This is a genomic window from Thiorhodococcus drewsii AZ1, from assembly GCF_000224065.1.
In the GTDB taxonomy this organism is placed as follows: domain Bacteria; phylum Pseudomonadota; class Gammaproteobacteria; order Chromatiales; family Chromatiaceae; genus Imhoffiella; species Imhoffiella drewsii.
This window is the reverse complement of the sequence record NZ_AFWT01000012.1, coordinates 111,200-134,530: the sequence shown is the minus strand read 5'-3', so window position 1 is coordinate 134,530 and position 23,331 is coordinate 111,200. Positions and strand designations below refer to the sequence as shown.

Sequence of the window (23,331 nt, the reverse complement as noted above, 5' to 3'; positions counted from 1 at the left end):
TGATGCGGTTGAGTTCATTCTTTAAGCAAGGTCTTGCGGGAGAGTATTCATCATGGCTAATGCGGACAACGCGGCCCCACGTTCATCGCTGGGATGGCTGCCGAAATTGGTGCTTTGGGGGGTCGTCATTGCGTTCGGCTACCTCTATTTGAGTTCGATCGATCGCGAGGAGGGCAAGCCCACTGCGGCGGCTTTCATGGACTCGCTCGCGAAGTTGAGTCCGGTTCCGATCAAAGTCCTGCCTAACGATCACGAGGGCGAGGCGTCATCCGGCGAGGAGACGGCAGCGGCTGAGGAGTCGACGGCGACGGAAGAGCCGAAGGTCGTCGCGACCAGTGTCGCCGAGGAGCGTAAGCCGGTTCGGGAAGCCGAGTCGTCGGTCTTTGCGAACTCGTTGATCAAGCAGCAGGCGCCTGCGTCGGCCGCCGTCGAGCAGAAGGTCGAGGCGCCCGTCTCGGCGGCACCCGCAGCTTCTGCCCCCGGCTTCATGTCGCAGCCTAGGCCGATGGCGCCCGCGTTTGCTGCGCCGGCTCCTGCTCCGGCTCAGGAGGCTCCTGCGGTCGCGGATGCACCGCGTCAGCAGATGCCGTCGTCGTCGGTTCCTGCTGGCTCCTACGGCTGGGAGGCTGCCAGCAAGCGGCGCGCCGAGATGATGGCGCGGTACGAGGCGATGCGTCGTGAGGCGGATGCGCGGATGCGTCAGCAATGGGAGCAGATGCGTACCTACGCGCCTCCGGTCCCTTACGGGTATGGATACCCGGGGTATGGTCCCGCCGTCTATCCGCCAGGAGTCTACGCGCCCGCGCAATGATTCCTCGTCCGAGCGGCTGAGCGCTCAAGCGCTTCGTCGCTCGGATGGCATCGGGTCGTGTTTCCGTTCCCTGTTGCGAGCGGCTGAATGGCCGTTCGACGGGCTTTGTTTGCGTGTTCGTGTGTTGCAGCCTGTTCTGGTGTCGGATATACTTCTCACGCTTAAGGAGGAGGCAGAGCAAGTACTATCACACTCGCCGTCCATTAAGGCCCCGTTACGGGGTTTTTTTGTCGCTCGCGAAACGCGGCCGTGGGCTCGATTTAAGTCCGGGCACGGTTCAAGGGTTGGGCCGATGGCCCAATTTTTGTTTCTACGGGGCGGATCAATGCAGCCTGCAGACAGTCATCTCACCACGCTGGCGCGTGGGGTCGCCGAATCCATGGGGTTCGAGCTTGTCGGAGTGGAGTTCTTTCAGCGCGGAACTGGTGGCGCGACGCTCAGGGTCTATATTGATCACGAGCGCGGAATCACGCTTGATGATTGCACTGCGGTAAGTCATCAGTTGAGCGGCGTGCTGGATGTCGAGGATCCCCTGCCAGGGCAGTACGATCTCGAAATCTCTTCGCCAGGTATGGACAGACCCCTGGTGTTCCCTGATCACTTCGAGCGTTTCGCGGGATCTCGGGTGAGGGTCCGGTTGGCAGAAAAGCTCGATGGACGCCGCAAATTAGATGGTCTCCTTCAAGGCTATGAGGGTGGCTTGGTCGTACTGGAGGTTGAGGGCTGTCGTTGGGAGGTTCCGCTCGGGGTGATCGAATCCGCTCGTCTGGTGCCCGAGTCCTGAGACCGACGACCTTTCTCGGGCGCTTCCGGGTCGCATGTTCTTAAGAGTTGGATAAAGGTGGAATGAGTAAAGAGATCTTACTGGTCGTTGAGGCCGTTTCCAACGAGAAGGACGTCCCCGAAACCGTGATCTTCGAGGCGATCGAGGCCGCTTTGGCTTCAGCCACGCGCAAGAAGCACGGTGGCGAGATTGAGGCTCGCGTGGTCATCGACCGCAAGACCGGGGATTATCGTACATACCGTCGTTGGGAAATCGTTCCGGACCCCGAAGAGGGAGTGCTGGAGGCGCCCTCGCGTCAAATCACTCAATCCGCCGCTGCCATCCTCGAACCGACCTTGGGGGTTGGTGATTTCATCGAGGAAGAAATCGAATCCGAGCTGTTTGGCCGTATCGCGGCTCAGACGGCCAAGCAGGTCATCGTGCAGAAGGTGCGCGATGCCGAACGAGCCAAGATTGTCTCTGCCTTTGCCGAGCGCAAGGGCCAGCTCGTCACCGGTATCGTCAAGAAGGCCGAGCGCGGGACCATTCTGCTCGATCTCGGTAACAATGCCGAGGCATTGGTCCCTCGCGACCATGTCATCCCTCGCGAATCCGTTCGTCCGGGCGACCGCCTGCGCGGCTATCTCTACGATGTGCGCTCGGAGTCCAAGGGTCCGCAGCTCTTCGTAAGCCGAACCGCTGCTGAACTGCTGATCGAACTGTTCAAACTAGAGGTTCCCGAGGTCGGCGAGGGTTTGATCCAAATCCTCGGTGCGGCACGCGATCCCGGTTCGCGCGCCAAGATCGCCGTGCGGACCTCCGATCCGCGTATCGATCCGGTCGGCGCCTGTGTCGGTATGCGTGGATCGCGTGTTCAGGCGGTGTCCAACGAACTCAATGGCGAGCGCGTCGACATCATCCTCTGGGACGAGAATCCGGCTCAGTTCGTTATCAATGCCATGTCGCCAGCGGACGTTGTCTCCATCGTGATCGACGAAGAGGCGCGTAGCATGGATGTGGCGGTGAAGGAAGAGAATCTCGCCCAGGCCATCGGGCGCTTCGGTCAGAACGTTCGGCTCGCGACTCAATTGAGTGGCTGGGAGCTCAACGTCATGAACGAAAAGGATGCCGCCGCCAAAAGTGAGCAGGAGGCCCACCGCTCCGTGCAGTCCTTTATGGATCAGCTCAACATCGACGAGAATCTGGCGACCGTGCTGGTCGAGGAAGGATTCACCAGCGTCGATGAGGTGGCCTATGTCCCGCTCGCAGAGATGCAGGCGATCGAAGAATTCGATGACGAGACGATCGAAACGTTGCGCGAGCGCGCAAGTGACGTCCTATTGACTCGCGCCATTGCCTCGGAGGAGGACGCCCCGCAAGCGCCGGGTGATCTCCTGTCGATGGAAGGAGTGGATGCGGATCTTGTCGACGCGTTGGCAGCCCGAGGTGTCGCCACCCTGGATGACCTCGCCGAGCAGTCGGTCGATGAACTCATGGAAATTGAGGGTATGGACGAAGAGCGGGCGGCGCGCTTGATCATGAAGGCACGCGAACCCTGGTTCGTGGATGCCCCAGAGGAATAGAGGTTTAAATCAGTCCATGAGTGAAGTCACGGTCAAGCAACTCGCATCCACGGTTGGTATCCCTGTCGAGCGGCTCCTTACACAGTTGAACGAGGCGGGCATCAGCGCGAGTGGCGCGGATGCGACGCTGACTGAGCAGGAGAAGGTTAAGCTCCTCGGCTATCTGCGCCGCAGTCATGGAAAGGACGAAGAAGATGCGGCTTCGGCTCCGAACGAGGTCACCCTGAAGCGCAAATCGGTCAGCGAGTTGCGTCAGCCAACCCCGACACCGCGCAGCGGCACGACTGGCGCTAGACCGGCACCAACGCCGCGCAGCAACAAGACCGTGAGCGTCGAGGTAAGGCGCAAGCGGACCTATGTCAAGCGTGGGGACTCGTCGCCGCAGTCCACGAACTCTTCGGGGCCGCGTCGGCAATCCAGCGACCGCTCACGTCCTCAGCGCGAGCGTGCCACATCGGTGAGTTCGGTGTTCGACGAGTCGCGTCGCCGCGCCGAGCTGGAGGCCATGCGTGCCGAACAGGAAGCGCGCCGCCTCGCGGAGCAGGAGGAGCAGGAGCGCCTCGCTCGCGAAGAGGAGCTGCGTCGACGCGAAGCCGAAGAGATTCGTCGCCAAGAGGAAGAGGCGCGTCGCGTCGCCGAGGAAGCGGCGAGGCTGAAGGCCGAGCTTGAGGCCGCCGAGCGCAAGGCTGCCGAGCCTGCCGCGCCCGAACCGGTCGAAGCGACCACCGATGAAGCGCCGAAGCCCAAGAAAAGCGGATCGGCAGGCAGTCCGGCCAGCCCGCGTCGCGCGGCAGAGCCTGCGCGGCCCAAGAAGGCCGTCAAGAAGGCCGCCGAGCCTGTCGAGAAGGAGCGTGTGGCCAAGAAGTCCGCTCGCAAGGACTCGACGCGCGTTCGCGATACCAACATCTCTTCTCGCTCCGATTACGAAGAAGTCGATGGTGCTGGAGGTTCCGGGCGTGGACTGCGTCGTAAGAAGAAGGGGTCGAAGCCTCAGCTTCAGGACAAGCATGCCTTTCAGCGGCCAACCGCGCCTGTCGTGCGCGAGGTCGAGGTTCCCGAGTCCATCTCGGTGGCCGAGCTGTCCAATCGTATGTCGGTCAAGGCGTCCCAGGTTATCCGCGAGCTCTTCAAGCAGGGGATGATGGTCACCATCAACCAGGTCTTGGATCGGGATACCGCGACGCTCGTGGTCGAGGAAATGGGGCACACCGTCGTTGTCGCCGACGACCGTGACGCCGAAGGTTCGCTGCTCGATGACCTGCATGAGCGCGAGGGGCAGTTCGAGTCCGAGACGCGCCCACCGGTCGTGACCATCATGGGCCACGTCGACCACGGCAAGACCTCGCTGCTCGACTATATCCGCCGAACTCGCGTTGCTTCCGGCGAGGCTGGCGGCATTACCCAGCATATCGGCGCCTACCACGTTGAAACTGAGAAGGGGACCGTCTCTTTCTTGGACACCCCCGGCCACGCCGCCTTCTCGGCCATGCGTGCACGCGGTGCTCAGGTGACGGATATCGTCATTCTGGTCGTGGCGGCCGACGACGGCGTTATGCCCCAGACCATTGAGGCGATCCACCACGCCCGCGCTGCCGGCGTTCCGCTGATCGTCGCCATCAATAAGATGGACAAGCCGGATGCCAATCCGGATAAGGTCATGCAGGAGCTCACTCAGCACGATGTGCTGACCGAGGAGTGGGGCGGTGACACCATGATGGTCAAGGTGTCCGCCAAGGCCGGCATGGGCATCGATGAACTGCTTGATGCCATTTTGCTGCAATCGGAGGTCCTTGAGCTCAAGGCACCGGTGGATGGTCCTGCCTTTGGAGCCATCGTCGAGTCGAGCTTGGATAAGGGGCGTGGCCCGGTTGCAACCGTGCTGGTGCAGTCCGGTACCCTGCATCGTGGCGATGTCATCGTGAGCGGTGGCGAGTATGGCCGCGTTCGCGCCATGTTCGACGAGGCGGGTGCGCCCATTGAGAGCGCCGGCCCCTCGATTCCTGTCCAGGTGCTGGGTCTATCCGGTACGCCGAATGCTGGTGACGATGTCATCGTGGTGGCCGACGAACGTCGGGCCCGCGAGGTCGCGGAGTTCCGCTCCGAGCGTTCGCGTCAGAACCGTTTCGAAGAACAGCGTGGGGTCAGTCTCGACCAGCTCTTCTCTCAGCTCAAGGAAGGTGATCAGAAGGCGGTCAACCTCATCGTCAAGGCCGACGTGCAAGGCAGTCTGGAGGCGCTCAAGGATAGTCTGCTCAAGCTCACCAACGATGAGGTCAAGGTCGCCATCGTTTCGTCGGGCGTCGGCGGTCTCACAGAATCGGACGCGAACCTTGCTGTCACCTCCAACGCGATCATGCTCGGCTTCAACGTCCGAGCGGACGCCGCAGCGCGTCGGGTTGTAGAGGATAAGGGTCTCGACCTGCGCTACTACAGCATCATCTACGAGCTGATCGATGACGTGAAGAAGGCCATCTCCGGTCTGCTGAGTCCGATCGTTACGGAAGAGATCATCGGTTTGGCCGAGGTGCGCGATGTGTTCCGCTCGTCCAAATTCGGCGCGGTTGCCGGCTGCATGGTTGTCGAGGGTTCGATCCGTCGCAATAGCCCGATCCGCGTGTTGCGCAACAACGTCGTTGTCTACGAGGGAGCGTTGGAATCCTTGCGCCGCTTCAAGGACGACGTGAGCGAGGTGAAGTCCGGAACCGAGTGCGGTATCGGCGTCAAGAACTACAACGATGTTCAGCCGGGCGACCAGATCGAGGTCTTTGAGCGCACCGAGCGGGCCCGCGTACTGTGAGCGAGCGGGAATTCGATCGTACCGAGCGGATCGGGGCCGAGCTACAGCGCTCCCTTTCGCTCTTGGTTCGCGACCAAGTCAAGGATCCGCGGCTCGCCAATATCACGGTCCACGAGGTTCGTGTCACCCGCGATTTGGCTCACGCCAAGGTGTTCTTCACCTGTTTTCCCGATGACCAGGAGGCCGAGGCCCAGGAGCGTCTGCTCAACGGGCGTCTCGCGGGGTTCTTGCGTCATGCATTGACCAAAGAGGTGCGCCTGAGGGCGATTCCTCAGTTGCACTTCGTCTACGATCAGTCGATCGGTTATGGTGAACGCCTTTCGTCACTGATCGATAAAGCCGTTGGCGATTCCCACTTGACTCATCCCCACGGGGCGGATGGAGAGGATTGATTCGATGGGACGCCGTCGTAACACTGGACGCAATGTCACCGGTATTCTTTTGCTGGACAAGCCGCTTGGCTTGACCTCCAACGATGCCCTGCAGCGCATCAAGCGGCTGTATCGTGCCGCCAAGGCGGGGCATACGGGAAGTCTGGATCCTTTGGCTACGGGACTTCTACCCTGCTGTCTTGGCGATTCGACCAAATTCTCGGCCTTTCTGCTCGATGCCGATAAGCGCTATCGCGTCCGCGTCAAACTCGGCGCTACCACCACGACGGCGGATGCCGAGGGCGAGATCGTCGAGACGCGTCCGCTGGACGGGGTCGACGAGACGCGTGTACGTGAGGTTTTGCGCGGTTTCCTCGGCACGATCGATCAGCTTCCGCCCATGTTCTCGGCGGTCAAGCATCAGGGGCAGCGTCTCTACAAGCTGGCCCGCGAGGGTGTCGAGGTCGAGCGTCAGCCGCGCCAGATCGAGATCCGAGCGCTGGAACTGCTGTCCTTCGATCTGCCCGAGATCGAGCTCGATGTCCATTGTTCGAAAGGAACCTACGTGCGGACTCTCGCGGAGGACATCGGCCGCGAACTCGGTTGTGGTGCCTATGTGACTCAATTGAGGCGCACCGGAGTCGGGCCCTATTCGGAATCGGCGGCGCCCTTCGTGACCATGGAGCAGGTGGCCGAATTTTCCGAGGATGAGACGCCGGAGCGTATCGATTCGCTGTTGCTGCCGCTGGATTCCGCGCTCGGCCACTGGTCTTCGGTCCGGCTTTCGGCCGATGCGGCCTTCTATCTGCGTCAAGGGCAGGCGGTATTGGTGCCTCAGGCGCCGACCGAAGGGTTGGTCAGGCTCTATGATCCGTCTAATCTCTTCATCGGTGTGGGCGTCATCATGGAGGATGGCAAGGTTCAGCCCAAGCGATTGATTTGATAGGAGCTCAGCCGGGGTTGATTGGGCGGCTTTCGGCGATCCTGTTTTTAATTCGGCCCGATATCCCTGAAGTCATTGTCGGGGTGAGATGTCGACGTTGCCGCGTCGGATCCGGGTCTTTTGTGTGTGACCTAATAGATATAGATCGAGGAATCAACCAATGACAATGACTGCAGCGGACAAGAAGAAGGTCGTCGAGGAATATGCGCGCGGCGAAAAGGACACCGGATCCCCAGAGGTTCAGGTCGCCCTGTTAACGGCGCGTATCCTCCAGTTGACCGATCACTTCAAGGAGCACAAGCACGACCATCACTCGCGTCGTGGACTGGTGCGCATGGTCAACTCTCGCCGTAAGCTGCTCGACTACCTCAAGCGCAAGGATTTGGATCGTTACCGTGAGCTGATTGCGCGTCTGGGTCTGCGCCGCTAAGGTTCGTTCGGCTCTGGCGATCGGGCGACCTGCTGATCCCCGTTCGTCATACCGCCCGTGGCGCGTTCGCTGCGGGCGGTTCAGACAGCAAGCACCGCTACTCATCTCTCGCTTCTCTCTCGCTCAAACCTTAACGTTGCCGCGCACCAGGTTCGACGCTTTGACGGCCCAAACATCCCGAGGATTTATCTGTGATACCCACCCCAATCGTTAAACAGTTCCAGTTCGGAAACCAGACAGTCAAGCTGGAAACTGGCGAGATCGCTCGCCAGGCCGATGGTGCTGTCATGGTCAACATGGACGACACCGTGGTCTTGGTCACAGTGGTCGTCAACAAGAACCCTGGCGTGGAGAGAGACTTCTTCCCCCTGACGGTCGACTATCAGGAGAAGACCTACGCTGCAGGCCGGATCCCGGGCGGCTTCTTCCGCCGCGAAGGGCGTCCGAGCGAGAGCGAGATTCTGACCGCGCGTCTCATCGACCGTCCGATCCGCCCGCTGTTTGCCGATGGTTTTACCAACGAGGTTCAGATTATCGCAACGGTCAAGTCGTTGAACCCGGCGGTTAATCCCGAGGTTCCGGCCCTGATCGGTGCCTCTGCGGCCCTCGCCATCGCGGGCGTGCCCTTCAATGGCCCCATCGGTGCCGCGCGCGTGGGCTACAAGGATGGCGAGTATCTGCTGAATCCGCCCGTCATCGGGCTCAATCCCGATTCCGATCTTGATCTGGTCGTTGCCGGTACCGACAAGGCGGTGCTCATGGTCGAGTCCGAGGCACGGGGTCTGTCCGAAGAGGTGATGCTTGGTGCCGTGCTGTTCGGTCACGAACAGATGCAGGTGGTCATTGAGGCCATCCGCGAATTGGCGGCCGAGGCTGGCAAGCCGCAGATCGAGTGGACGCCGTCCGTGGTTTCGCCGGAACTGGCGGATGCGGTTGCGAATGCCTGCGGCGAGCAGATCGCGGCGGCCTATCGCATCAAAGAGAAGCAGGAGCGTTACAACGCGCTGACTGCGGCGCGCACTGCCGCTAAGGAGCAGCTCTGCAGCGAGGAGTCGTCCTGGAGCGAGATGGCGGTCAAGGGCGCGATCGAGGCGCTGGAAAGCAAGATTGTGCGGGGTTCTATTCTCGCCGGCAATCCGCGTATCGACGGACGCGACAACAAGACCGTGCGTCCCATCACCATCCGTGCCGGTGTGCTGCCGCGTACCCACGGTTCGTCGTTGTTCACGCGTGGCGAGACTCAGGCGATGGTCATCACCACCCTGGGGACCGAGCGTGACTCGCAGATCATCGACGCGCTCGATGGCGAGCGGCGCGAGCATTTCATGCTGCATTACAACTTTCCGCCCTTCTGCGTTGGCGAACTGGGCCGGGTCGGCAGCCCCAAGCGCCGCGAGATCGGCCACGGTCGTCTGGCCAAGCGCGGCGTTTTGGCCGTGATGCCGAGCATTGAGGAGTTCCCCTATTCGGTGCGTGTGGTCTCCGAGATCACCGAGTCGAACGGTTCCAGCTCGATGGCGAGCGTCTGTGGCACCAGTCTGGCGCTGATGGATGCCGGCGTGCCTATCAAGGCACCGGTTGCAGGCGTCGCCATGGGCCTGATCAAGGAGGCCGAGGAATTCGCCGTTCTGACCGACATCATGGGTGACGAGGACCATCTCGGCGACATGGACTTCAAGGTCGCGGGTACCTCCGAGGGCATCAACGCCCTGCAGATGGACATCAAGATCGAGGGGATCACCAAGGAAATCATGGAGATCGCCCTGGCTCAGGCCAAGGAAGGACGTCTGCACATCCTCGGCGAGATGAGCAAGGTGATGTCCTCGCATCGCTCCGAGATGTCCGAGCATGCGCCGCGTATCATCGAGTTCAAGATCCACCCCGAAAAGATCCGCGACGTCATCGGTAAGGGTGGTTCGGTTATTCGCGCCATCACCGAAGAGACCGGCGCTACCATCGACATCAACGACGATGGTGTGATCAAAATCTTCTCGGTCGAGAAGGCCGCAGGCGAAGAGGCCAAGAAGCGTATCCGCCTCATCACTGCGGACGTTGAGGTCGGTAAGGTCTACGAGGGCAAGGTTGCGCGCCTGATGGATTTCGGTGCCTTCGTCACCATCCTGCCTGGTCGCGACGGTCTGGTTCACATCTCCCAGATCTGCGAGGAGCGCGTTCAGTCTGTCAGCGACAAGCTGAGCGAAGGCGATGCCGTTCGCGTCAAGGTCCTGGAAGTCGACAAGCAGGGCCGTATCCGTCTCAGCATGAAGGCGGTCGAGCCTGGCGAGTGATGCCATTCGGCGACATCGCTAAGCACTGAAAAAGGGGCCGAAAGGCCCCTTTTTTATGTCTGCGTTCGATGCGGGTGTTTGTCTTGAGGTGAGCCCGAGTGCGTTTCTTCTCGCGCGGTAAGGGATGAATCTGGGTGCGGCACGAAGGCGCGTGCGGGCTCCGATTCGATCTAGGATACGACTGTGGCGGGGCGGGTTGTCTGGGTGCGATCTTTCATCGATGGTTCCTCGCAAGGCGTTGCAGCGTTGGTTTCCACAAGGCGGCAATACGGAACGTTCGTCTTTCTCGAAGACGTCGTCTCTGGTCTTGCCGGGCTGTGCGTGGATTTTTCCGTTCGTATCCGGTGCCGGGTTTCGTGTAGCGGTTCTTTTCCGGTCAAGGTCAGCAGGCATTTCAGCAAGGCGTCTTCCGCAAGCCGATTTCCCTGATGTGGAAGCGCTTCCATCAGGTCGGCGCCGATGACGCGGCAATTGCGGTTCAGCCATCGACAGCATCTGCTTAGGGCCTCAACGGATAGTCCTCCCGGTTCAGGGCAGGCGACGTTGGGGGCAAACGCGGGATCTAGGACATCGGCGTCGAGGCTCACATAGATCGTCTCTCCCTTGAGTGGGGCAAGACACTGAGTGAGTAATGAGATGGACGTGTAGGCGGGGATGCTGGCGAAACGCGGTGTGTCCGGGTAGTCCAGCTGAGTCGCGATGCTGCGTCCGCCGATGTTCACGGCGCATCTGGCCCATTTGTGTCTGAGCATGTCGCCGACAAAACCGCCGTTATGCAGCCGGTCGTCTTCGGCGCAATTGCGTCCGAGATCGAAGTGGGCGTCGAAATAGACATAAACGGGTCGTTCGGGCTCGTCGCGGGCGCTGCCGAGCAGTCCGGCAAGGCTTGCCGTGTGATCGCATCCAATGATGACGGGCAGTCCGCCGCTGTTCACGACTGTTGCCGCCGTGTCGGCAATTTCGATCATGGCCTCCGACGGATCGGTCGAGGTCACGGAGCCAAGGTCGTAGAGTCCTCGATAGGGGCCTGCCGCTTTCGTTTTCTTGCGCAGGAAGCTGGCTGCGCCCGGGTTGTGCCGGCCGTATCGGCGATTGATCTCCAGGTCGCATCCCAAGAAGGCGACATCGCCACTCAGCGCCACCTGTGAGAATGACTGGGTGTCGATAGGTATCGCTCCAGCAAAGCCTGGAGCCGGGCCGGTTTTTGTATTCGGTTGTGGTTGGCCAATCTCGCGCTGAAAAAAATCCGTCCGAGCATGCACTATGCTGAGCATTTCATTTACTTCCTCTGCTGCCTGGAATCGGTTGCCGTGGCCCGTGCATCGTGCATTGAAGGGCAAGGGTTGGCACTTCGCGGCATGAGTCCGCGAGATCCGTGGCTCTCTCAGCAAGATAGAGGCCAATAGTCGGACGGTCGGTCTTTTTGTTTCCGGTTCAGGTCGATAGCAGAGCTTGGGCGTTGTCCACGGCTCTCAGCGCGCGCCAATTATTTGGCGTCCTTGTTGCCTGAGTCTGCGGGTCAAGGAGCAGTTCGCCAACGAATCGACGTCTTTTTCTTGTGTGCGGGGTGGTGGGATCAGGGACTGTCCAGCCTGGGGGGCTGGCTGGTTTTCGCGGGGTGGGGCAATCAGTCAAGGTTGGGTGGAGACCGGCGCGAATGACTTCGCGCCAAGACCTGTCGTGACGTAGGAACGGAGAATCCGTTACGGGGCATTCCGCGTCTTAGCGCACGGCCATGATGAGGGCGATGACCAGTAGCACGACGGCTCCGAGCGGCAGGATAGCGGCTGGCCAATCTCCGCGCTGGGCCTTGGGGCCATGTTCCTGCCAGTGTTTATAGACCGGCCAGAGATAGAACAGCATCAGGCCCAGCACGATGGCGGCGGTGATCTTGAGAAAGAGTTCCATAAGACCTCCAGCTCCGTTTGGGTGGCTTCATAGAAAACCCCGGCATGCGCCGGGGTTCTCCGTGGTCAGGATGACGAGACGCTGTCTCAGTCGTCGCTCATGATGCCGAGGATCTGCAACAGACTGATGAAGATGTTGAAGATGCTCAGATAGATACCGTAGGTCGCGAGGATATAGTTGGTTTCCTCGCCGCGCGCAATGCGGCTGGTATCGAAGAGGATGAAGCCGCTCATCAGCAGGATGATTGCCGAAGAGATGGCCAGGGCGAGCGCCGGCATCTGCAGGAAGATGTTGGCGATAACCGCGATCATGACGACCATCATGCCGGCGAAGATGAAGCCGCCCATGAAGCTGAAGTCACGCTTGCTGGTCAGGGCGTACCCCGAAAGACCCAGAAAGATGGTCGCGGTGCCGGCGAAGGCAAGGCCGACGATCTGCGGGCCGTTAGGTAGCGCCAGATAGATGCTGAGAATGGCGCCCAGTCCAAAGCCCAGCAGGCCGGTGATGATGAAAATGACCCCGATGCCGGCAGCTGAATTGGCCGTTCTCGGAAGCACGAACATGCCGAGCACCATCGAGATGATGACGGATGCCATGTAGGTCCAGGGCGGAACGGCGAGGAAGAGCGACAGCATGGCGGTCAGGGCACTAAAGCCGAGGGTGGCCGCCAGCAGCATGTAGGTGTTTTTAAGTACCTTGTTGGTCGAGACCGCAGACTCTGAAGTCTTGACGACTGAAATACCCGGATTGGCCATATCGAAGTTTCACTCCTGTTTGCTATCGGTATTGTTAATTGCGTTGGTGCTTTCGGCCTTTATGACCTGGTCCAGCAACCCGAGTTCCGAAGGATACCCGACGTTTCCAGTCGATGGAAATGATGTCGGGCTTTGGTAAAGTCCGCGCTTGATGTATCCTTGTCCGCCCGCAGATTAGGGCAGCGCCAAATGTGTTGCTTTGCGGGATCCATCCAAAACCGGAGAGGTGGCTGAGCGGTCGAAAGCGGCGGTCTTGAAAACCGTTGACTCGCAAGGGTCCGGGGGTTCGAATCCCTCCCTCTCCGCCAATAAAATCAGCGATTTGCGTTATCTGTTCGCCATCGCTGATCTTGCTTTATATTCCTATCAAGTCCCTGTTGCGTCGTTGCTACTCGGCCAGGATCAGCTTGGGCTAAGCACCGGCTGTCACTGCCTGCGTGATGAGAGCGCAACCACTCCGGCCGCCACCAGTCCTAAAATTCCTGCAAACCCAACCGCAAGGGAGAAGCCGTGCGTGAAGGCGTCTGCCAGCATCGCGTGGAACGCCCCAGAAGAGATAGGGAGATTCGATGGCACCTCATGCCGTTGAACGGCGACAGCAGCGATAACGGCAACATCGTCAACGCCGGATTGCGCAAGCACGCTCTTCAGCGAAGTGACTGCCCGTGCGCTCATGAGGGTTCCAAGAAGGGCTATGCCGATGGTCATTCCGCCTTGTCGTAGCGCGTTCATCGTTGCCGACGCAGCTCCCGTCCGCTCACGAGGAGCGCTTCCCATCGCGGCAGCTCCGGTTGAGGGCACCGCCAATCCCAGCCCGATTCCAAGCAACGCAAAGACAGGTGCCACAATGTAATAAGGGGTCGACGGCGTGAAGGAGACCATGACCAGCATTGATCCGCCGAGCAGCGCATAGCCAGCGACCATCAAGCGATTCATCCCGAAGCGCCGCGTGAGTTTGCCGAAGACAGACGAGGCAGCGAGCATTGCAGCAAAGACAGGGGCCATACGCCAGCCAGTCTCTGTGGCCGTCCAGCCCTGCCCACGCTGCAAGAAGAGAGAGAACAGGAACAGACTCGTGTAGCCCGAGAAACCCAGCACGAAAGATGCGAAGTTGGCCGATGCGAAGGCTTTCTGACGGAGAAGGTCAACCGGTAGAACGGGCCGGGAGGTACGCATCTCGACGGCGACGAATGCAAGTAAGGCCAGCGCGGAAATGACCATCGGCACGATGGTTTCGGGAGCGTCCCAACCCGAATGTCCTGCGTTAATCAACGACAGCGTCAATGCTCCAAGAAAGGCGATGCTTAGAATTTGCCCGGCAGGATCAAGGGCGGCGTGGTCCGGATGAGAGCTTTCTTCGACCCCCACAAGCCCAAGCGCGAGCGCAACGATGCCTATGGGCAGATTGACCAGAAAGATGCTTGGCCAGCCGGCGTGATCGACCAGCAGACCGCCCATCATCGGCCCAAGAATTAGCGAGATCGCGTTGAATGACGACCAGCCGCCGATGACATGGGCACGTTCCACCGGGTCAGGAAATGCTTGGGTCAAGATGGAGAGCGCGCCGGGTATCACGAGTGCGCCTGCAAGGCCCTGGAGCGCGCATCCAGCGATCAGCGTCGCAAGAGAGCCGGCAGTCGCGCAAATGGCCGATCCCAGAGTAAAGAGGGCCACACCAATGAGCCATGTGCGCTTGCGCCCATAGCGGTCTGCGAGTGGTCCAGCAGACAACATGAGCGCCGAGAGGCAGAGGGTGTACGCCCCCACCACCCACTGAAGACCAGACAGGCTAGTTTCCAGGCTCGACTGAATCGCAGGAAGGGCGACGCTCACGATGCTGATCGCGAGCGTCGCCATGAACGTTCCTAAATACACGGCGGCAACGGCCACCGCCCTTTTTGATACCAGCATGATCGCCGCGCTAACCGTTCTGAACACAATAACGATATAGCATATCTGTCGACCGACCGTCGGTCAATGGATTTGCGTCGTTTCATCCCTTCAGTGGTTACGAGGCTGACTACGCCGTATCCCTCAGGGTGGCGTGCGAATGAAAACGTTTCGCAATATTATTGACCGTCGGTCGGTCGATCGCTATGATTCTGAGCATGAGTTTCCACAACATCGCTCTTAGAGAAAGACCAGCATGAAACGTCATCGATACGCCGAAGTACTTTCGTGCCAATTCCGGCCGAGATTGCGCGCTCTCTCTTGTGCGGCAAGCTTCGCAGGGCTGGCTGTTGCCAACGCCTGGCCTGCCTATGCCGAAGACAAATCGCACGGAGTGTCCATGGAGCGTCCCACCATTCGGGGCGATAGCCTAACGACGCTTCCAGCCATAACCGTGACTGCAGAGCAAGCTGGGGACTTCGGACCTGTCAGAGGCTACGTTGCGGAAGAAGCTGGTATTGGCACTAAAACTCAAACGTCCATTCTTGAAACCCCTCAGTCGGTTTCCGTCATTACTCAGCAGCAGATCGAAGTGCAACAGCCGTCCAGTACTAGCCAAGCACTGCGATACACGGCCGGGGCAAACAGTGAACGTTTTGGAGGGTTTGGTGGCCAACTGGATATCACGCGCATTCGCGGCATAGACGCTGACTACTATCTGGATGGACTACGGGTTATCAGCAACGTATCGACATGGTCTACCCAAGTAGATCCGTTCACGCTCGAGCGGATCGAAATTTTGCGCGGCCCATCTTCATTCTTGTATGGACAGGGCACAGGAGGAGGTGTCGTGAATCAGGTCAGCCGCCGGCCCCAGCGGGATTCATTCCATGAACTATTCATACAAGGAGGGACCTTCAATCGCCGGGAGATTGGATTCGACAGCACAGGTTCTCTCAATGACGAAGGCACGCTGCTGTACAGATTCACAGGCACTGGGCTTGACTCGCATGGCCAAGTGGAGGACGTACGCCACAAACGCGTATATCTAGCCCCCGCCTTGACCTGGCGCCCTGACGAAAATACGTCATGGACTCTGTTAGCAACATACTCTCGAGAGCCTGATATACCTAACTACAACAGTTTGCCTGCGGTGGCGTTGGGGTTGAATGGAAGTCCTTTTACTGAAGTTGACCGCAGGCGGAATTTTTCCGATATGGATTTTCAGGGGTCATCACGAAAACAAAAATCGGTGAGTTCCTTGTTTGAACACACCTTCGGCAACGGATGGAAGCTAAACAGCAACCTTCGCTACATGTACATCAACTCGGATATTCAGCGCACTTCAATATATGGCTTTCAGAATAGAGACGGGAATTTGTGGCTGGAAGGGACCTATGGTCTGGCTCCATCCAGCTCCCATACTTTCCAAGTCGACAATAACCTATCCGGGATGTTCGAATTAGGCTCGACGTATCACCTTGTGCTAGGAGGCATTGATTATGCGAAGGGACGCATCCGCAATGATTCCTATCGAATGGATCCCGTTGCGTTCAACCCTTTTGATCCCACGAAATACCGTCCTCATGCCATTCCAGATTTCACTGACAGCCAAACCAACTGGCCCTACAACGTACGTCAGGATTTCAACCGTATTGGTCTCTATCTTCAGGATCAGATTTCTTACGATAAATGGCGATTGACACTTAGCGCCCGTCACGACTGGTCCAAACTTGATGACGAGTCGCGGAGCTATTCGACCAAGTGGACCAAGACCCATCAGAGCACAAAAAAATGGAGTGGACGGGCAGGCCTAAACTATATTTTCGACAACGGCGTGGCCCCTTATATCAGCTATGCAACGTCCTTTGATCCCGTGCTGGGTAATGATTTCCATGGCCGTGCGTTTATACCAACGGAAGCCAAGCAGGCCGAGTTTGGCATTAAATACCAGCCGCCTGGATCTGCCACCTTACTAAGCGCCTCGGTATTTCAGCTCGATCAGACTAATGTGAAAACGTCCGATACACAGCATCTGGGATTCTGGACCCAATCGGGCAAGGTCCGCTCTCGTGGTTTGGAGTTGCAGGCGGCAAGCGAGATCGTCCATGATCTAAATCTACTTGCCAACTATGTCTATCTGGATAACACCTTAGTCAAGGATGCGACCTATGAAGGCAAAAGTCTGACGCAAACGCCACGCCATAGCGCGTCAGCATGGTTGGACTATCGACTGGCCTCTGGCCCTCTAGAGGGCGTGCAGTTGGGGATGGGCGTGCGCTACCTCGGATCTACTTGGGGTAATCCGGCCAATACCTTCAAGGTGCCAGCGGCAACCTTGGTTGACTTGGCCGCAAGCTACGATTTGGGCCTGTTGTCTTCCTCATTGGATGACGCTGTGCTGTCGATAAACGTCACTAATCTTGGTAACAAGAAATACGTAGCGAGTTGCACCTCCGATATGTACTGCTTCATTGGGCAGGATCGTGTAGTAACCGCAACCCTGTCGTATCGGTGGTGAATATGCGCGCGATACAGATGAACCGCCGCGCGTTTCTGCGTGGCGCGGCGTTAGCTAGCGGGGCTTTGCTTGTTGGACATCATGCCTTCGCCTCAATCTACCCTGTAGCTTCGCTCATCGACATCGCCGGACGCCATGTGGTGTTGCCGCTACCTGCACGAAGGATCGTCCTGGGCGACGGACCATTGGCTTATGTAATCGCGCTGCTGCAACCGGGTAAACCCTTCGCCAATGTCGTTGGCTGGGGTGATAACTTCCGTTCGGCCGACCTTGGCGGGTACGAGGCCTATCGTCGGCGCTTTCCCGAGATTGAGCAGATACCGACATTTCGCGGATCTGCTGTCGGTGCCATTGACGCCGAACTGGCGATCGCGCTGGCGCCTGACGTAGTCATCCTCAATCTCAGCTCACACGCGGCCGCCGAATCATCCGGGCTGATACATCACTTGACCCAGGCGGGCATTGCTGTGGTGTTCGTCGATTTTCGCACCAGCATGTTCGGCAATACCGAACGCAGCATCAAGATAGTCGGGGAACTGCTGGGCCAGCAAGACCGCGCCGATGCCTTCTTGCAATTTCGGCAAACACAGATCGAGCGAGTGACGTTCCCGCTGACGCAAGTTCAATCTAGACCCAGCGTCATGATCGAGCGCGCAGCGGGGCTGTATGACGATTGCTGCCTGAGCTATGGAGATGGAAACTTCGGCGAACTGGTCGCGGTGGCTGGCGGTATGAACCTGGGTACACGTTTCCTGCACGGAACCTTCGGCACTTTACATCCCGAACAGGTCATCGAATCGGATCCCGATGTGGTTCTTGTGACGGGTGCCAACTGGTCACTTTATTCACCGGCTGGCGATTGGGTCAATCTTGGTCCCGGTGCCGATCTGGCGGAAGGCCAGGCTCGCCTGCACAGATTGATCAACAGACCCGCTTTCCGGTCGTTGCGGGCGGTGAAGCAGCGCAAGGTGTATGCAATCTGGCACCCGTTCTACGACAACCCTTACTACTTCATCGCGCTACAGCGCGTCGCCAAGTGGCTGCACCCGGAGCTGTTTGCGTCTATTGATCCCGACGCCACCTTCCGCGAACTGCATGCTCGCTTTCTTCCTGTACCTTATCAACAGGGCTACTGGCTGAGCTTGGACGGAATCTCTACATGATCAAGTCAGCCATTGATAACGCCGTTACGCTCGAACAGGGTCGTAATCTCTACTCTAGCCTTGCCACGCGACGACTGTTTTTGCTCATCGTCATCGGGGGTCTGGCTATCGTCTGTTTCATCGCCGATCTTTCCATCGGGCAGGCGCATTACAGTTCGTATGAAGTGCTGTCTGCACTGTGGGATTCTGATGCCGCCCTTCCGATTCAGGTCATTCTGTGGGAGATCCGATTGCCGGTGGCACTGACCGCACTTGTCGTCGGTGCCAGCCTGGCGGTTGCAGGCGTGGAAATGCAGACTGTGCTGGGAAATCCCCTTGCCAGTCCTTTCACATTGGGTTTGTCTGCCGCAGCAAGTTTTGGAGCCGCGCTTGGTCTGATCCTGGGAGTCAGTATTCTGCCTGCATCCGCTGTGGCTTTTGCCATTCCAGCCAATGCCTTTCTGGTTTCGATGATCGCGGCGTTGTTCATTCACCGGTTGAGCCAGAAACGCGGCATAACCACTGAGATGATCGTGCTGCTCGGCACGACACTGGTCTTCACATTCACCGCCTTGCTGGAGGCATTGCAATACATCGCGCCGGATCAAGCGCTCTCTGCCGTGGTGTTCTGGACGATGGGCAGCCTTTCTCGTGCAAGCTGGCTCAAGCTGGCCATCATGAGCATCGTGTTGTTGGCCGTAACACTGATGTTTGCGCGCCAGGCCTGGGCGTTGACGGCGTTGCGGCTCGGAGAGGCGCGAGCGACGAGTCTGGGTGTTTCCGTGGGACGGTTGCGACTTCGGGGAATTTTGCTGGGCAGCCTGCTGGCCTCGGTTTGCGTGGCATTCGTCGGCACTATCGGATTCGTCGGCCTCGTAGCTCCTCATATCGCCCGCATGCTCGTGGGTGAAGACCAGCGCTTCCTGCTGCCCACTTCCGCGCTGTGTGGGGCGTTCATGCTGTCAGCTGCTTCGGTATTGAGCAAGACGTTGGTGGCGGGGCAGACATTGCCCATTGGTATCGTCACCTCGTTGGTCGGCGTGCCACTGTTTTTCACTCTGATTCTACGAACGAGGCACCAATGACAGCATCGGTGAATGTCTCAGGTGTATCCATCTCTTTCGATGCTCACGAGGTGCTTCGGGAACTCAGTTTCGGGCCATTTATGGCCGGTAGTGTTACGGCCCTTCTGGGTTCCAATGCCGCAGGAAAATCGACCTTGCTGCGCCGGATGGCCGGTGAAATTACTGGGCCTGGCCGGGTCGAGATTGCCGGAGAGTCGGTCGAGTCCTGGCCTGCCTGTCATCGCAACCGACCTGCCCATGTTCCCCAGGATATTTCGATGCGATCCTCGTTGCTCGTATTCGAGGCCGTGTTGTTGGCAAGTAAGCAGGGCAGTGGATGGTCCGTGGATAACGATGAACTGGACGCGGTGACCAGAATGCTCCAATTGCTGAAGATAGACGCACTGGCAGGACGGGCGCTGGCGCAACTCAGCGGCGGGCAGCGTCAGTTGGTTTCCATCGCACAGGCTTTGATTCGCGAGCCATCCGTCCTCTTGCTGGACGAGCCGACGAGTGCCCTGGACCTACAGAACCAATTTGATGTCCTCGACCTGATCAGGCGGCTGGCGCGGGAGCAATCCACGTGTGTGGTCATGGCGATTCACGACATTAACCACGCCCTGCGTTTTGCCGATCAGATTGTCGTCTTGCACAAGGGTGCAGTGCAGGCCTGGGGCCCAGCGTCAGAGGTGGTGACGCCTGCGTTGCTGGCGCAGGTCTATGGTGTCGAGGCTCGGGTCGAGCCTTGTTCGCGGGGGTATACGCAAGTCATCGTTGATAGCTCACTGCGCGCCGGGAGCAATGCCGCATGGTGATGATCATTGTGCGCAATGCCTTGCGCGACCAGATAGAGCGGGCGTCCGAGGGACGTCAGACGGTCCTTTATACAGCGAAAGGGCAACCAAGCTATATGAATGTGGTTCCCCTGATGACGAACGACAGTCTCGGGATAGGCGGTTTCGATCCACATTGTGCGTTTATCGTCAGTGGCAGGGTGTGCAAGGAGTTCTTCTACGGAAGCTATCCAGGCGTGATCAGAGCCGGTGAACTGCTCAGTCTGCCTGGCGTAGCGCCAGGCGTTGCCATGAATTTTGAGTACGCCAATCATGCCGCGCGCTCTTGCGGACCGGGCTGGCATCTGAGTACCAATGCCGAACGTGCTGCACTCATGTTGTGGTGTCGGCGCCAGGGATTCCTCGTTCAGGGGAACACGGATGCCGGCCGCTCCATCGGTATGGCAAGCGAACACGGCTGCCGCGTGGATGGTGGCCAATTGGGCGATGCGCAAGGCGATCCGGCGACGCTGACCGGCAGTGGGCCGTTGAGCTGGCGACATGACCACACGCGTTGGGGAATCGCGGATCTGTGCGGAAACCTTTGGGAGTGGCAAGCGGGCTTGCGGTTGGTCGATGGGGAAATACAGATCATCCGAGACAATGATGCTGTGCATGCTGACTTGTCCCGGACCTCCGCTGCCTGGACTGCGCTGCGTCTGACCGATGGCGAAGACGTGGCTTCCTGCAGCCAGGGTAGCGCAAAATTCGATGCCCCAGTTCATTGCATAGAGGGAAACGCCGGTACGCCTATCTTGCGCACACGAATTCTTCATCATAGCGGGCCGATCGCCGACGATACCAATCATCCAGGTCTGATGGATGCTCCATTCAGATGTATCCGTCCTGAACCGGGCATCAGTATCCCTGCGCGCCTACATGCCTTGGGCTTGATGGCTATAACCACGCAAGATGGTAGCGCGCAAGTGTATCTGCGGAATTATGGCGAACGAATATTCATGAGCGGTGGTGCATGGTACTCCGGACACAACGCAGGACTGGATGCACTCTGCCTTAGTCATCCACGAACGCATGCCAGCAGTACGGTGGGAGCTCGCCCGTCCTGTATCAGCCTGCGGTAGTTGAAACACTCTTCAATCTACTTCAGGTAACCCAATTTTCATTAAGCCATTTCAGGCGGTTTGGAATGCAGCCCATCAACGACCCCTTCGACATACTTCTAGACGCGGCATGGACGATGGACGCAGCCGTGCTGCCAGCGAAGGTGCTGGCTTTTCAGCGTTTGCGTATTCTCGACAATCTGTCATGCCTTGCTGCCGGCTACGATGCGGCAGGTACAGATGCGGCCCTGGCGCTGGCGCGTCAATGGAGCGGCTGTGAGCAAGCCAGCGTAATTGGCTCCAGTCTGCGTTTGGCTGCGTCTCAGGCAGCGTTTGTCAACGCGGTACGTTCGAGAGCGTTGGACTATTGTGATGTCGTTTCACCAGGCTGGCATCCGAGTTCATCGGATGTTCCCGTTGCGCTGGCGTGTGCTCAGTTGGGTGGCGCTTCTGGTCAAGAGTTATTGGCGGCGCTGGCTGTGGGCCAGGATTTTGCGCAGCGTATCAATCAGGCTGCGCAGTCGAATGGCTTTTTCTATAAAGGCTTCGATTCCAATATTCTTGGTCTGTTTTCCGGGTCAGTCATCGCTGCACGTCTCCTACGACTGGCGCCAGCAGAGTTTGCGCATGCAGTCGGTCTTGCGTTTGACTTCGGCATAGGTACTTTCCAACACTACCAGGACAAAACCTTGGCAGTGCGTATCAGCCAAGGTCTGGTGGCACGGCATGCCATTGAAGCCGCCCAATTGGCAGCTTCAGGCATCAGCGGACCTCGGCGAGTACTGAATGGCGAGAACGGTTTTTTCAATCTTTACGCGCCTGGGGCCGCTGATCCATCAAAACTGACGGAAGAGCTGGGAGTGCGCTTTCTCGGCGAGGAGGTGACTTGCTTCAAACGCTATCCTCATTGCAGCATTCTGTTGGCATTGACCGATGCAGTACTTGCGACAAGAGGCGAACTGCTGACTATGGACCCCGAGCGTTGTGATTTGCGTTTGGAAATGTCGCCCGCTATGTATATGGTGTGCGGCGCGCGGTATGTGCCGACACACACCGCTGAGATCGACGCGCAGTTCAGCGCTTGTTACATTGCAGCAAATGCCTGGCTTCGCGGGCAGGCCACTCCACGCGAGTTCAGCGCCGAATGCGCATGCGAACCCGCAGTCGTCAACCTAGCTCAACGCATACAGGTTGCGAGAATGGACAACTGGGAGCGTTTCGACCAGTGTCGGCTGACTGTGACTAAACCCGGGTGCGCGCCCAAGGTCATTGAGGCAGCCTATGGAAAAGGCTGGCCGGAAAATCCGCTCGAATCCACTGATTTAGTGGCGAAGTTCAGGCAGTGCCTGAGCCAGTCGGCATGCGAGCCATTGCGCTGCAATACGAATGAAATTGTTCAGCACATCGAAAAGCTTGGAAATGCAGCGTCTGTCGCTGCACTATTCAGCGCACTTTGCCCGATTGTTTAAGGGATGCCGAGCTATTTTCCGGAAAGACGCCCAGCATATGCAGACAGCTTTCCGTGACTGTCTGTGCGAACGCCGTGCAATCATTTGCTCGAGTGGCGATTACGTCATCGGTTGCGCCATGCACCCCGGAGTAAATCAATAGCGCGACCACTCTCGGGTTTTCTGGCGCCCAGAGACCGGCAACCGTGCCTCCCTCAATGATCCCCTGCAACTGATCGAGAATGGCGTTCTTGGCCTGGTTGGAACGATCATGATGGTGATGGTTGGCGTATACGATGTCGTGTATGTGGAATGTGTCAACGTAAGTTACGACACTGGCGTAAATCCAGGCGCGAAGCCGTCCAAGCCAATCCCCCTCGGCACAGGCGCCAACCGCCGTCTCCAGGCTGACAAGGAATTGATCGGTATAGCGTTTGCCCAGCGCCTCCAGAATCTCATTTTTGGACGAAAAATAGTGATAGAACGTGCCCTTGGCTACCTGTGCGGCTTCCACGATTTCGTTAATCGTCGTCGACTCGACTCCTTTGTCGAGAAATAGCCTTTCCGCCGCGTTCATCAACTCGTCTAGTCGAACTTCTGCAGGCTTCGTCCGAGGGGTCTTGGTCGCCCGGGTATCTAACTTGGTCACCTTGTGTCTCATCTCGTCGTCTCATCTTCCATTGCTTAACTCAGCATCCGATCTCAATCAGTTAAGAGTACCGG

The 23,331-nt window shown here is 58.6% G+C and carries 19 protein-coding genes and 1 tRNA gene; 15 read left to right on the top strand and 5 right to left on the bottom strand.

Annotation, left to right across the window (positions count from 1 at the left end):
- Positions 1–52: 52 nt before the first annotated feature.
- From THIDRDRAFT_RS10295 to pnp, 8 genes are all read left to right on the top strand, one after another.
- The gene (locus THIDRDRAFT_RS10295) at positions 53–811 is read left to right on the top strand and encodes a hypothetical protein (protein WP_007040776.1); all 759 of its coding nucleotides are present in this window, start codon (positions 53–55) and stop codon (positions 809–811) included.
- A gap of 325 nt (positions 812–1,136) precedes the next feature.
- Positions 1,137–1,595: a ribosome maturation factor RimP gene (gene rimP, locus THIDRDRAFT_RS10290; protein ID WP_040844523.1), complete on the top strand. Its 459-nt coding sequence runs from the start codon at positions 1,137–1,139 to the stop codon at positions 1,593–1,595.
- 62 nt (positions 1,596–1,657) lie between these two features.
- A complete protein-coding gene (gene nusA, locus THIDRDRAFT_RS10285; protein ID WP_007040774.1) occupies positions 1,658–3,157 on the top strand; it encodes a transcription termination factor NusA in 1,500 nt (499 codons plus the stop codon).
- 16 nt (positions 3,158–3,173) lie between these two features.
- Positions 3,174–5,954, top strand: a complete 2,781-nt coding sequence (gene infB / locus THIDRDRAFT_RS10280) for a translation initiation factor IF-2 (RefSeq protein ID WP_007040773.1) — start codon at positions 3,174–3,176, stop codon at positions 5,952–5,954.
- Positions 5,951–6,346, top strand: a complete 396-nt coding sequence (gene rbfA / locus THIDRDRAFT_RS10275) for a 30S ribosome-binding factor RbfA (RefSeq protein ID WP_007040772.1) — start codon at positions 5,951–5,953, stop codon at positions 6,344–6,346. Before infB ends, rbfA begins: the two co-directional genes overlap by 4 nt.
- A gap of 4 nt (positions 6,347–6,350) precedes the next feature.
- Positions 6,351–7,268: a tRNA pseudouridine(55) synthase TruB gene (truB, locus tag THIDRDRAFT_RS10270; RefSeq protein ID WP_007040771.1), complete on the top strand. Its 918-nt coding sequence runs from the start codon at positions 6,351–6,353 to the stop codon at positions 7,266–7,268.
- A gap of 160 nt (positions 7,269–7,428) precedes the next feature.
- Positions 7,429–7,698 (top strand): 30S ribosomal protein S15, encoded by a 270-nt coding sequence (gene rpsO / locus THIDRDRAFT_RS10265; RefSeq protein WP_007040770.1) that lies wholly within the window; start codon positions 7,429–7,431, stop codon positions 7,696–7,698.
- A gap of 191 nt (positions 7,699–7,889) precedes the next feature.
- Positions 7,890–9,986 carry a polyribonucleotide nucleotidyltransferase gene (gene pnp, locus THIDRDRAFT_RS10260; protein ID WP_007040769.1) on the top strand — a complete coding sequence of 699 codons (2,097 nt, stop codon included), beginning with the start codon at positions 7,890–7,892 and terminating at the stop codon, positions 9,984–9,986.
- A gap of 170 nt (positions 9,987–10,156) precedes the next feature.
- Here pnp and THIDRDRAFT_RS10255 read toward each other — a convergent pair whose 3' ends face one another.
- The 3 genes from THIDRDRAFT_RS10255 to THIDRDRAFT_RS10245 form a co-directional block, all read right to left on the bottom strand.
- The gene (locus THIDRDRAFT_RS10255; protein ID WP_139058697.1) at positions 10,157–11,326 is read right to left on the bottom strand and encodes an arginase family protein; all 1,170 of its coding nucleotides are present in this window, start codon (positions 11,324–11,326) and stop codon (positions 10,157–10,159) included.
- A gap of 382 nt (positions 11,327–11,708) precedes the next feature.
- Positions 11,709–11,894 carry a hypothetical protein gene (locus THIDRDRAFT_RS10250; RefSeq protein ID WP_007040767.1) on the bottom strand — a complete coding sequence of 62 codons (186 nt, stop codon included), beginning with the start codon at positions 11,892–11,894 and terminating at the stop codon, positions 11,709–11,711.
- Between the two features lie 86 nt (positions 11,895–11,980).
- Positions 11,981–12,649: a Bax inhibitor-1/YccA family protein gene (locus THIDRDRAFT_RS10245; protein ID WP_007040766.1), complete on the bottom strand. Its 669-nt coding sequence runs from the start codon at positions 12,647–12,649 to the stop codon at positions 11,981–11,983.
- Positions 12,650–12,869: 220 nt separating this feature from the next.
- Here THIDRDRAFT_RS10245 and THIDRDRAFT_RS10240 point away from each other — a divergent pair.
- A tRNA-Ser gene (locus THIDRDRAFT_RS10240) sits at positions 12,870–12,957 on the top strand.
- 118 nt (positions 12,958–13,075) lie between these two features.
- Here THIDRDRAFT_RS10240 and THIDRDRAFT_RS10235 read toward each other — a convergent pair.
- Positions 13,076–14,560 (bottom strand): DHA2 family efflux MFS transporter permease subunit, encoded by a 1,485-nt coding sequence (locus THIDRDRAFT_RS10235; protein WP_040844544.1) that lies wholly within the window; start codon positions 14,558–14,560, stop codon positions 13,076–13,078.
- 235 nt (positions 14,561–14,795) lie between these two features.
- On the opposite strand from THIDRDRAFT_RS10235, the gene THIDRDRAFT_RS10230 reads away from it, so the two are divergent.
- From THIDRDRAFT_RS10230 to THIDRDRAFT_RS10205, 6 genes are all read left to right on the top strand, one after another.
- Positions 14,796–17,060 carry a TonB-dependent siderophore receptor gene (locus THIDRDRAFT_RS10230; RefSeq protein WP_216725626.1) on the top strand — a complete coding sequence of 755 codons (2,265 nt, stop codon included), beginning with the start codon at positions 14,796–14,798 and terminating at the stop codon, positions 17,058–17,060.
- Positions 17,061–17,062: 2 nt separating this feature from the next.
- Positions 17,063–18,223, top strand: coding sequence for an ABC transporter substrate-binding protein (locus tag THIDRDRAFT_RS10225; RefSeq protein WP_007040763.1), 1,161 nt, complete (start codon positions 17,063–17,065; stop codon positions 18,221–18,223).
- Positions 18,220–19,287 (top strand): FecCD family ABC transporter permease, encoded by a 1,068-nt coding sequence (locus THIDRDRAFT_RS10220; protein WP_007040762.1) that lies wholly within the window; start codon positions 18,220–18,222, stop codon positions 19,285–19,287. The genes THIDRDRAFT_RS10225 and THIDRDRAFT_RS10220 overlap by 4 nt, the downstream gene beginning before the upstream one ends.
- Positions 19,284–20,081 (top strand): ABC transporter ATP-binding protein, encoded by a 798-nt coding sequence (locus THIDRDRAFT_RS10215; protein WP_040844518.1) that lies wholly within the window; start codon positions 19,284–19,286, stop codon positions 20,079–20,081. Before THIDRDRAFT_RS10220 ends, THIDRDRAFT_RS10215 begins: the two co-directional genes overlap by 4 nt.
- Positions 20,075–21,181, top strand: a complete 1,107-nt coding sequence (locus tag THIDRDRAFT_RS10210; RefSeq protein WP_007040760.1) for a hypothetical protein — start codon at positions 20,075–20,077, stop codon at positions 21,179–21,181. The genes THIDRDRAFT_RS10215 and THIDRDRAFT_RS10210 overlap by 7 nt, the downstream gene beginning before the upstream one ends.
- Positions 21,182–21,246: 65 nt before the next feature.
- Entirely contained in the window at positions 21,247–22,629 is a 1,383-nt protein-coding gene (locus THIDRDRAFT_RS10205) for an MmgE/PrpD family protein (RefSeq protein WP_007040759.1), read from the top strand.
- Here the strand turns inward: THIDRDRAFT_RS10205 and THIDRDRAFT_RS10200 are convergent.
- Entirely contained in the window at positions 22,604–23,257 is a 654-nt protein-coding gene (locus tag THIDRDRAFT_RS10200; RefSeq protein WP_216725625.1) for a TetR/AcrR family transcriptional regulator, read from the bottom strand. The two genes, THIDRDRAFT_RS10205 and THIDRDRAFT_RS10200, sit on opposite strands and share 26 nt — an antisense overlap.
- Positions 23,258–23,331 lie beyond the last annotated feature (74 nt).

Bases quoted from the DNA above. Each gene is read 5' to 3' on its own strand.
- THIDRDRAFT_RS10295 (WP_007040776.1), top strand. From the start codon at position 53: ATGGCTAATGCGGACAACGCGGCCCCACGTTCATCGCTGGGATGGCTG.
- rimP (WP_040844523.1), top strand. From the start codon at position 1,137: ATGCAGCCTGCAGACAGTCATCTCACCACGCTGGCGCGTGGGGTCGCC.
- nusA (WP_007040774.1), top strand. From the start codon at position 1,658: ATGAGTAAAGAGATCTTACTGGTCGTTGAGGCCGTTTCCAACGAGAAG.
- infB (WP_007040773.1), top strand. From the start codon at position 3,174: ATGAGTGAAGTCACGGTCAAGCAACTCGCATCCACGGTTGGTATCCCT.
- truB (WP_007040771.1), top strand. From the start codon at position 6,351: ATGGGACGCCGTCGTAACACTGGACGCAATGTCACCGGTATTCTTTTG.
- rpsO (WP_007040770.1), top strand. From the start codon at position 7,429: ATGACAATGACTGCAGCGGACAAGAAGAAGGTCGTCGAGGAATATGCG.
- THIDRDRAFT_RS10250 (WP_007040767.1), bottom strand. From the start codon at position 11,894: ATGGAACTCTTTCTCAAGATCACCGCCGCCATCGTGCTGGGCCTGATG.
- THIDRDRAFT_RS10245 (WP_007040766.1), bottom strand. From the start codon at position 12,649: ATGGCCAATCCGGGTATTTCAGTCGTCAAGACTTCAGAGTCTGCGGTC.
- THIDRDRAFT_RS10235 (WP_040844544.1), bottom strand. From the start codon at position 14,560: ATGCTGGTATCAAAAAGGGCGGTGGCCGTTGCCGCCGTGTATTTAGGA.
- THIDRDRAFT_RS10230 (WP_216725626.1), top strand. From the start codon at position 14,796: ATGAAACGTCATCGATACGCCGAAGTACTTTCGTGCCAATTCCGGCCG.
- THIDRDRAFT_RS10225 (WP_007040763.1), top strand. From the start codon at position 17,063: ATGCGCGCGATACAGATGAACCGCCGCGCGTTTCTGCGTGGCGCGGCG.
- THIDRDRAFT_RS10220 (WP_007040762.1), top strand. From the start codon at position 18,220: ATGATCAAGTCAGCCATTGATAACGCCGTTACGCTCGAACAGGGTCGT.
- THIDRDRAFT_RS10215 (WP_040844518.1), top strand. From the start codon at position 19,284: ATGACAGCATCGGTGAATGTCTCAGGTGTATCCATCTCTTTCGATGCT.
- THIDRDRAFT_RS10210 (WP_007040760.1), top strand. From the start codon at position 20,075: ATGGTGATGATCATTGTGCGCAATGCCTTGCGCGACCAGATAGAGCGG.
- THIDRDRAFT_RS10205 (WP_007040759.1), top strand. From the start codon at position 21,247: ATGCAGCCCATCAACGACCCCTTCGACATACTTCTAGACGCGGCATGG.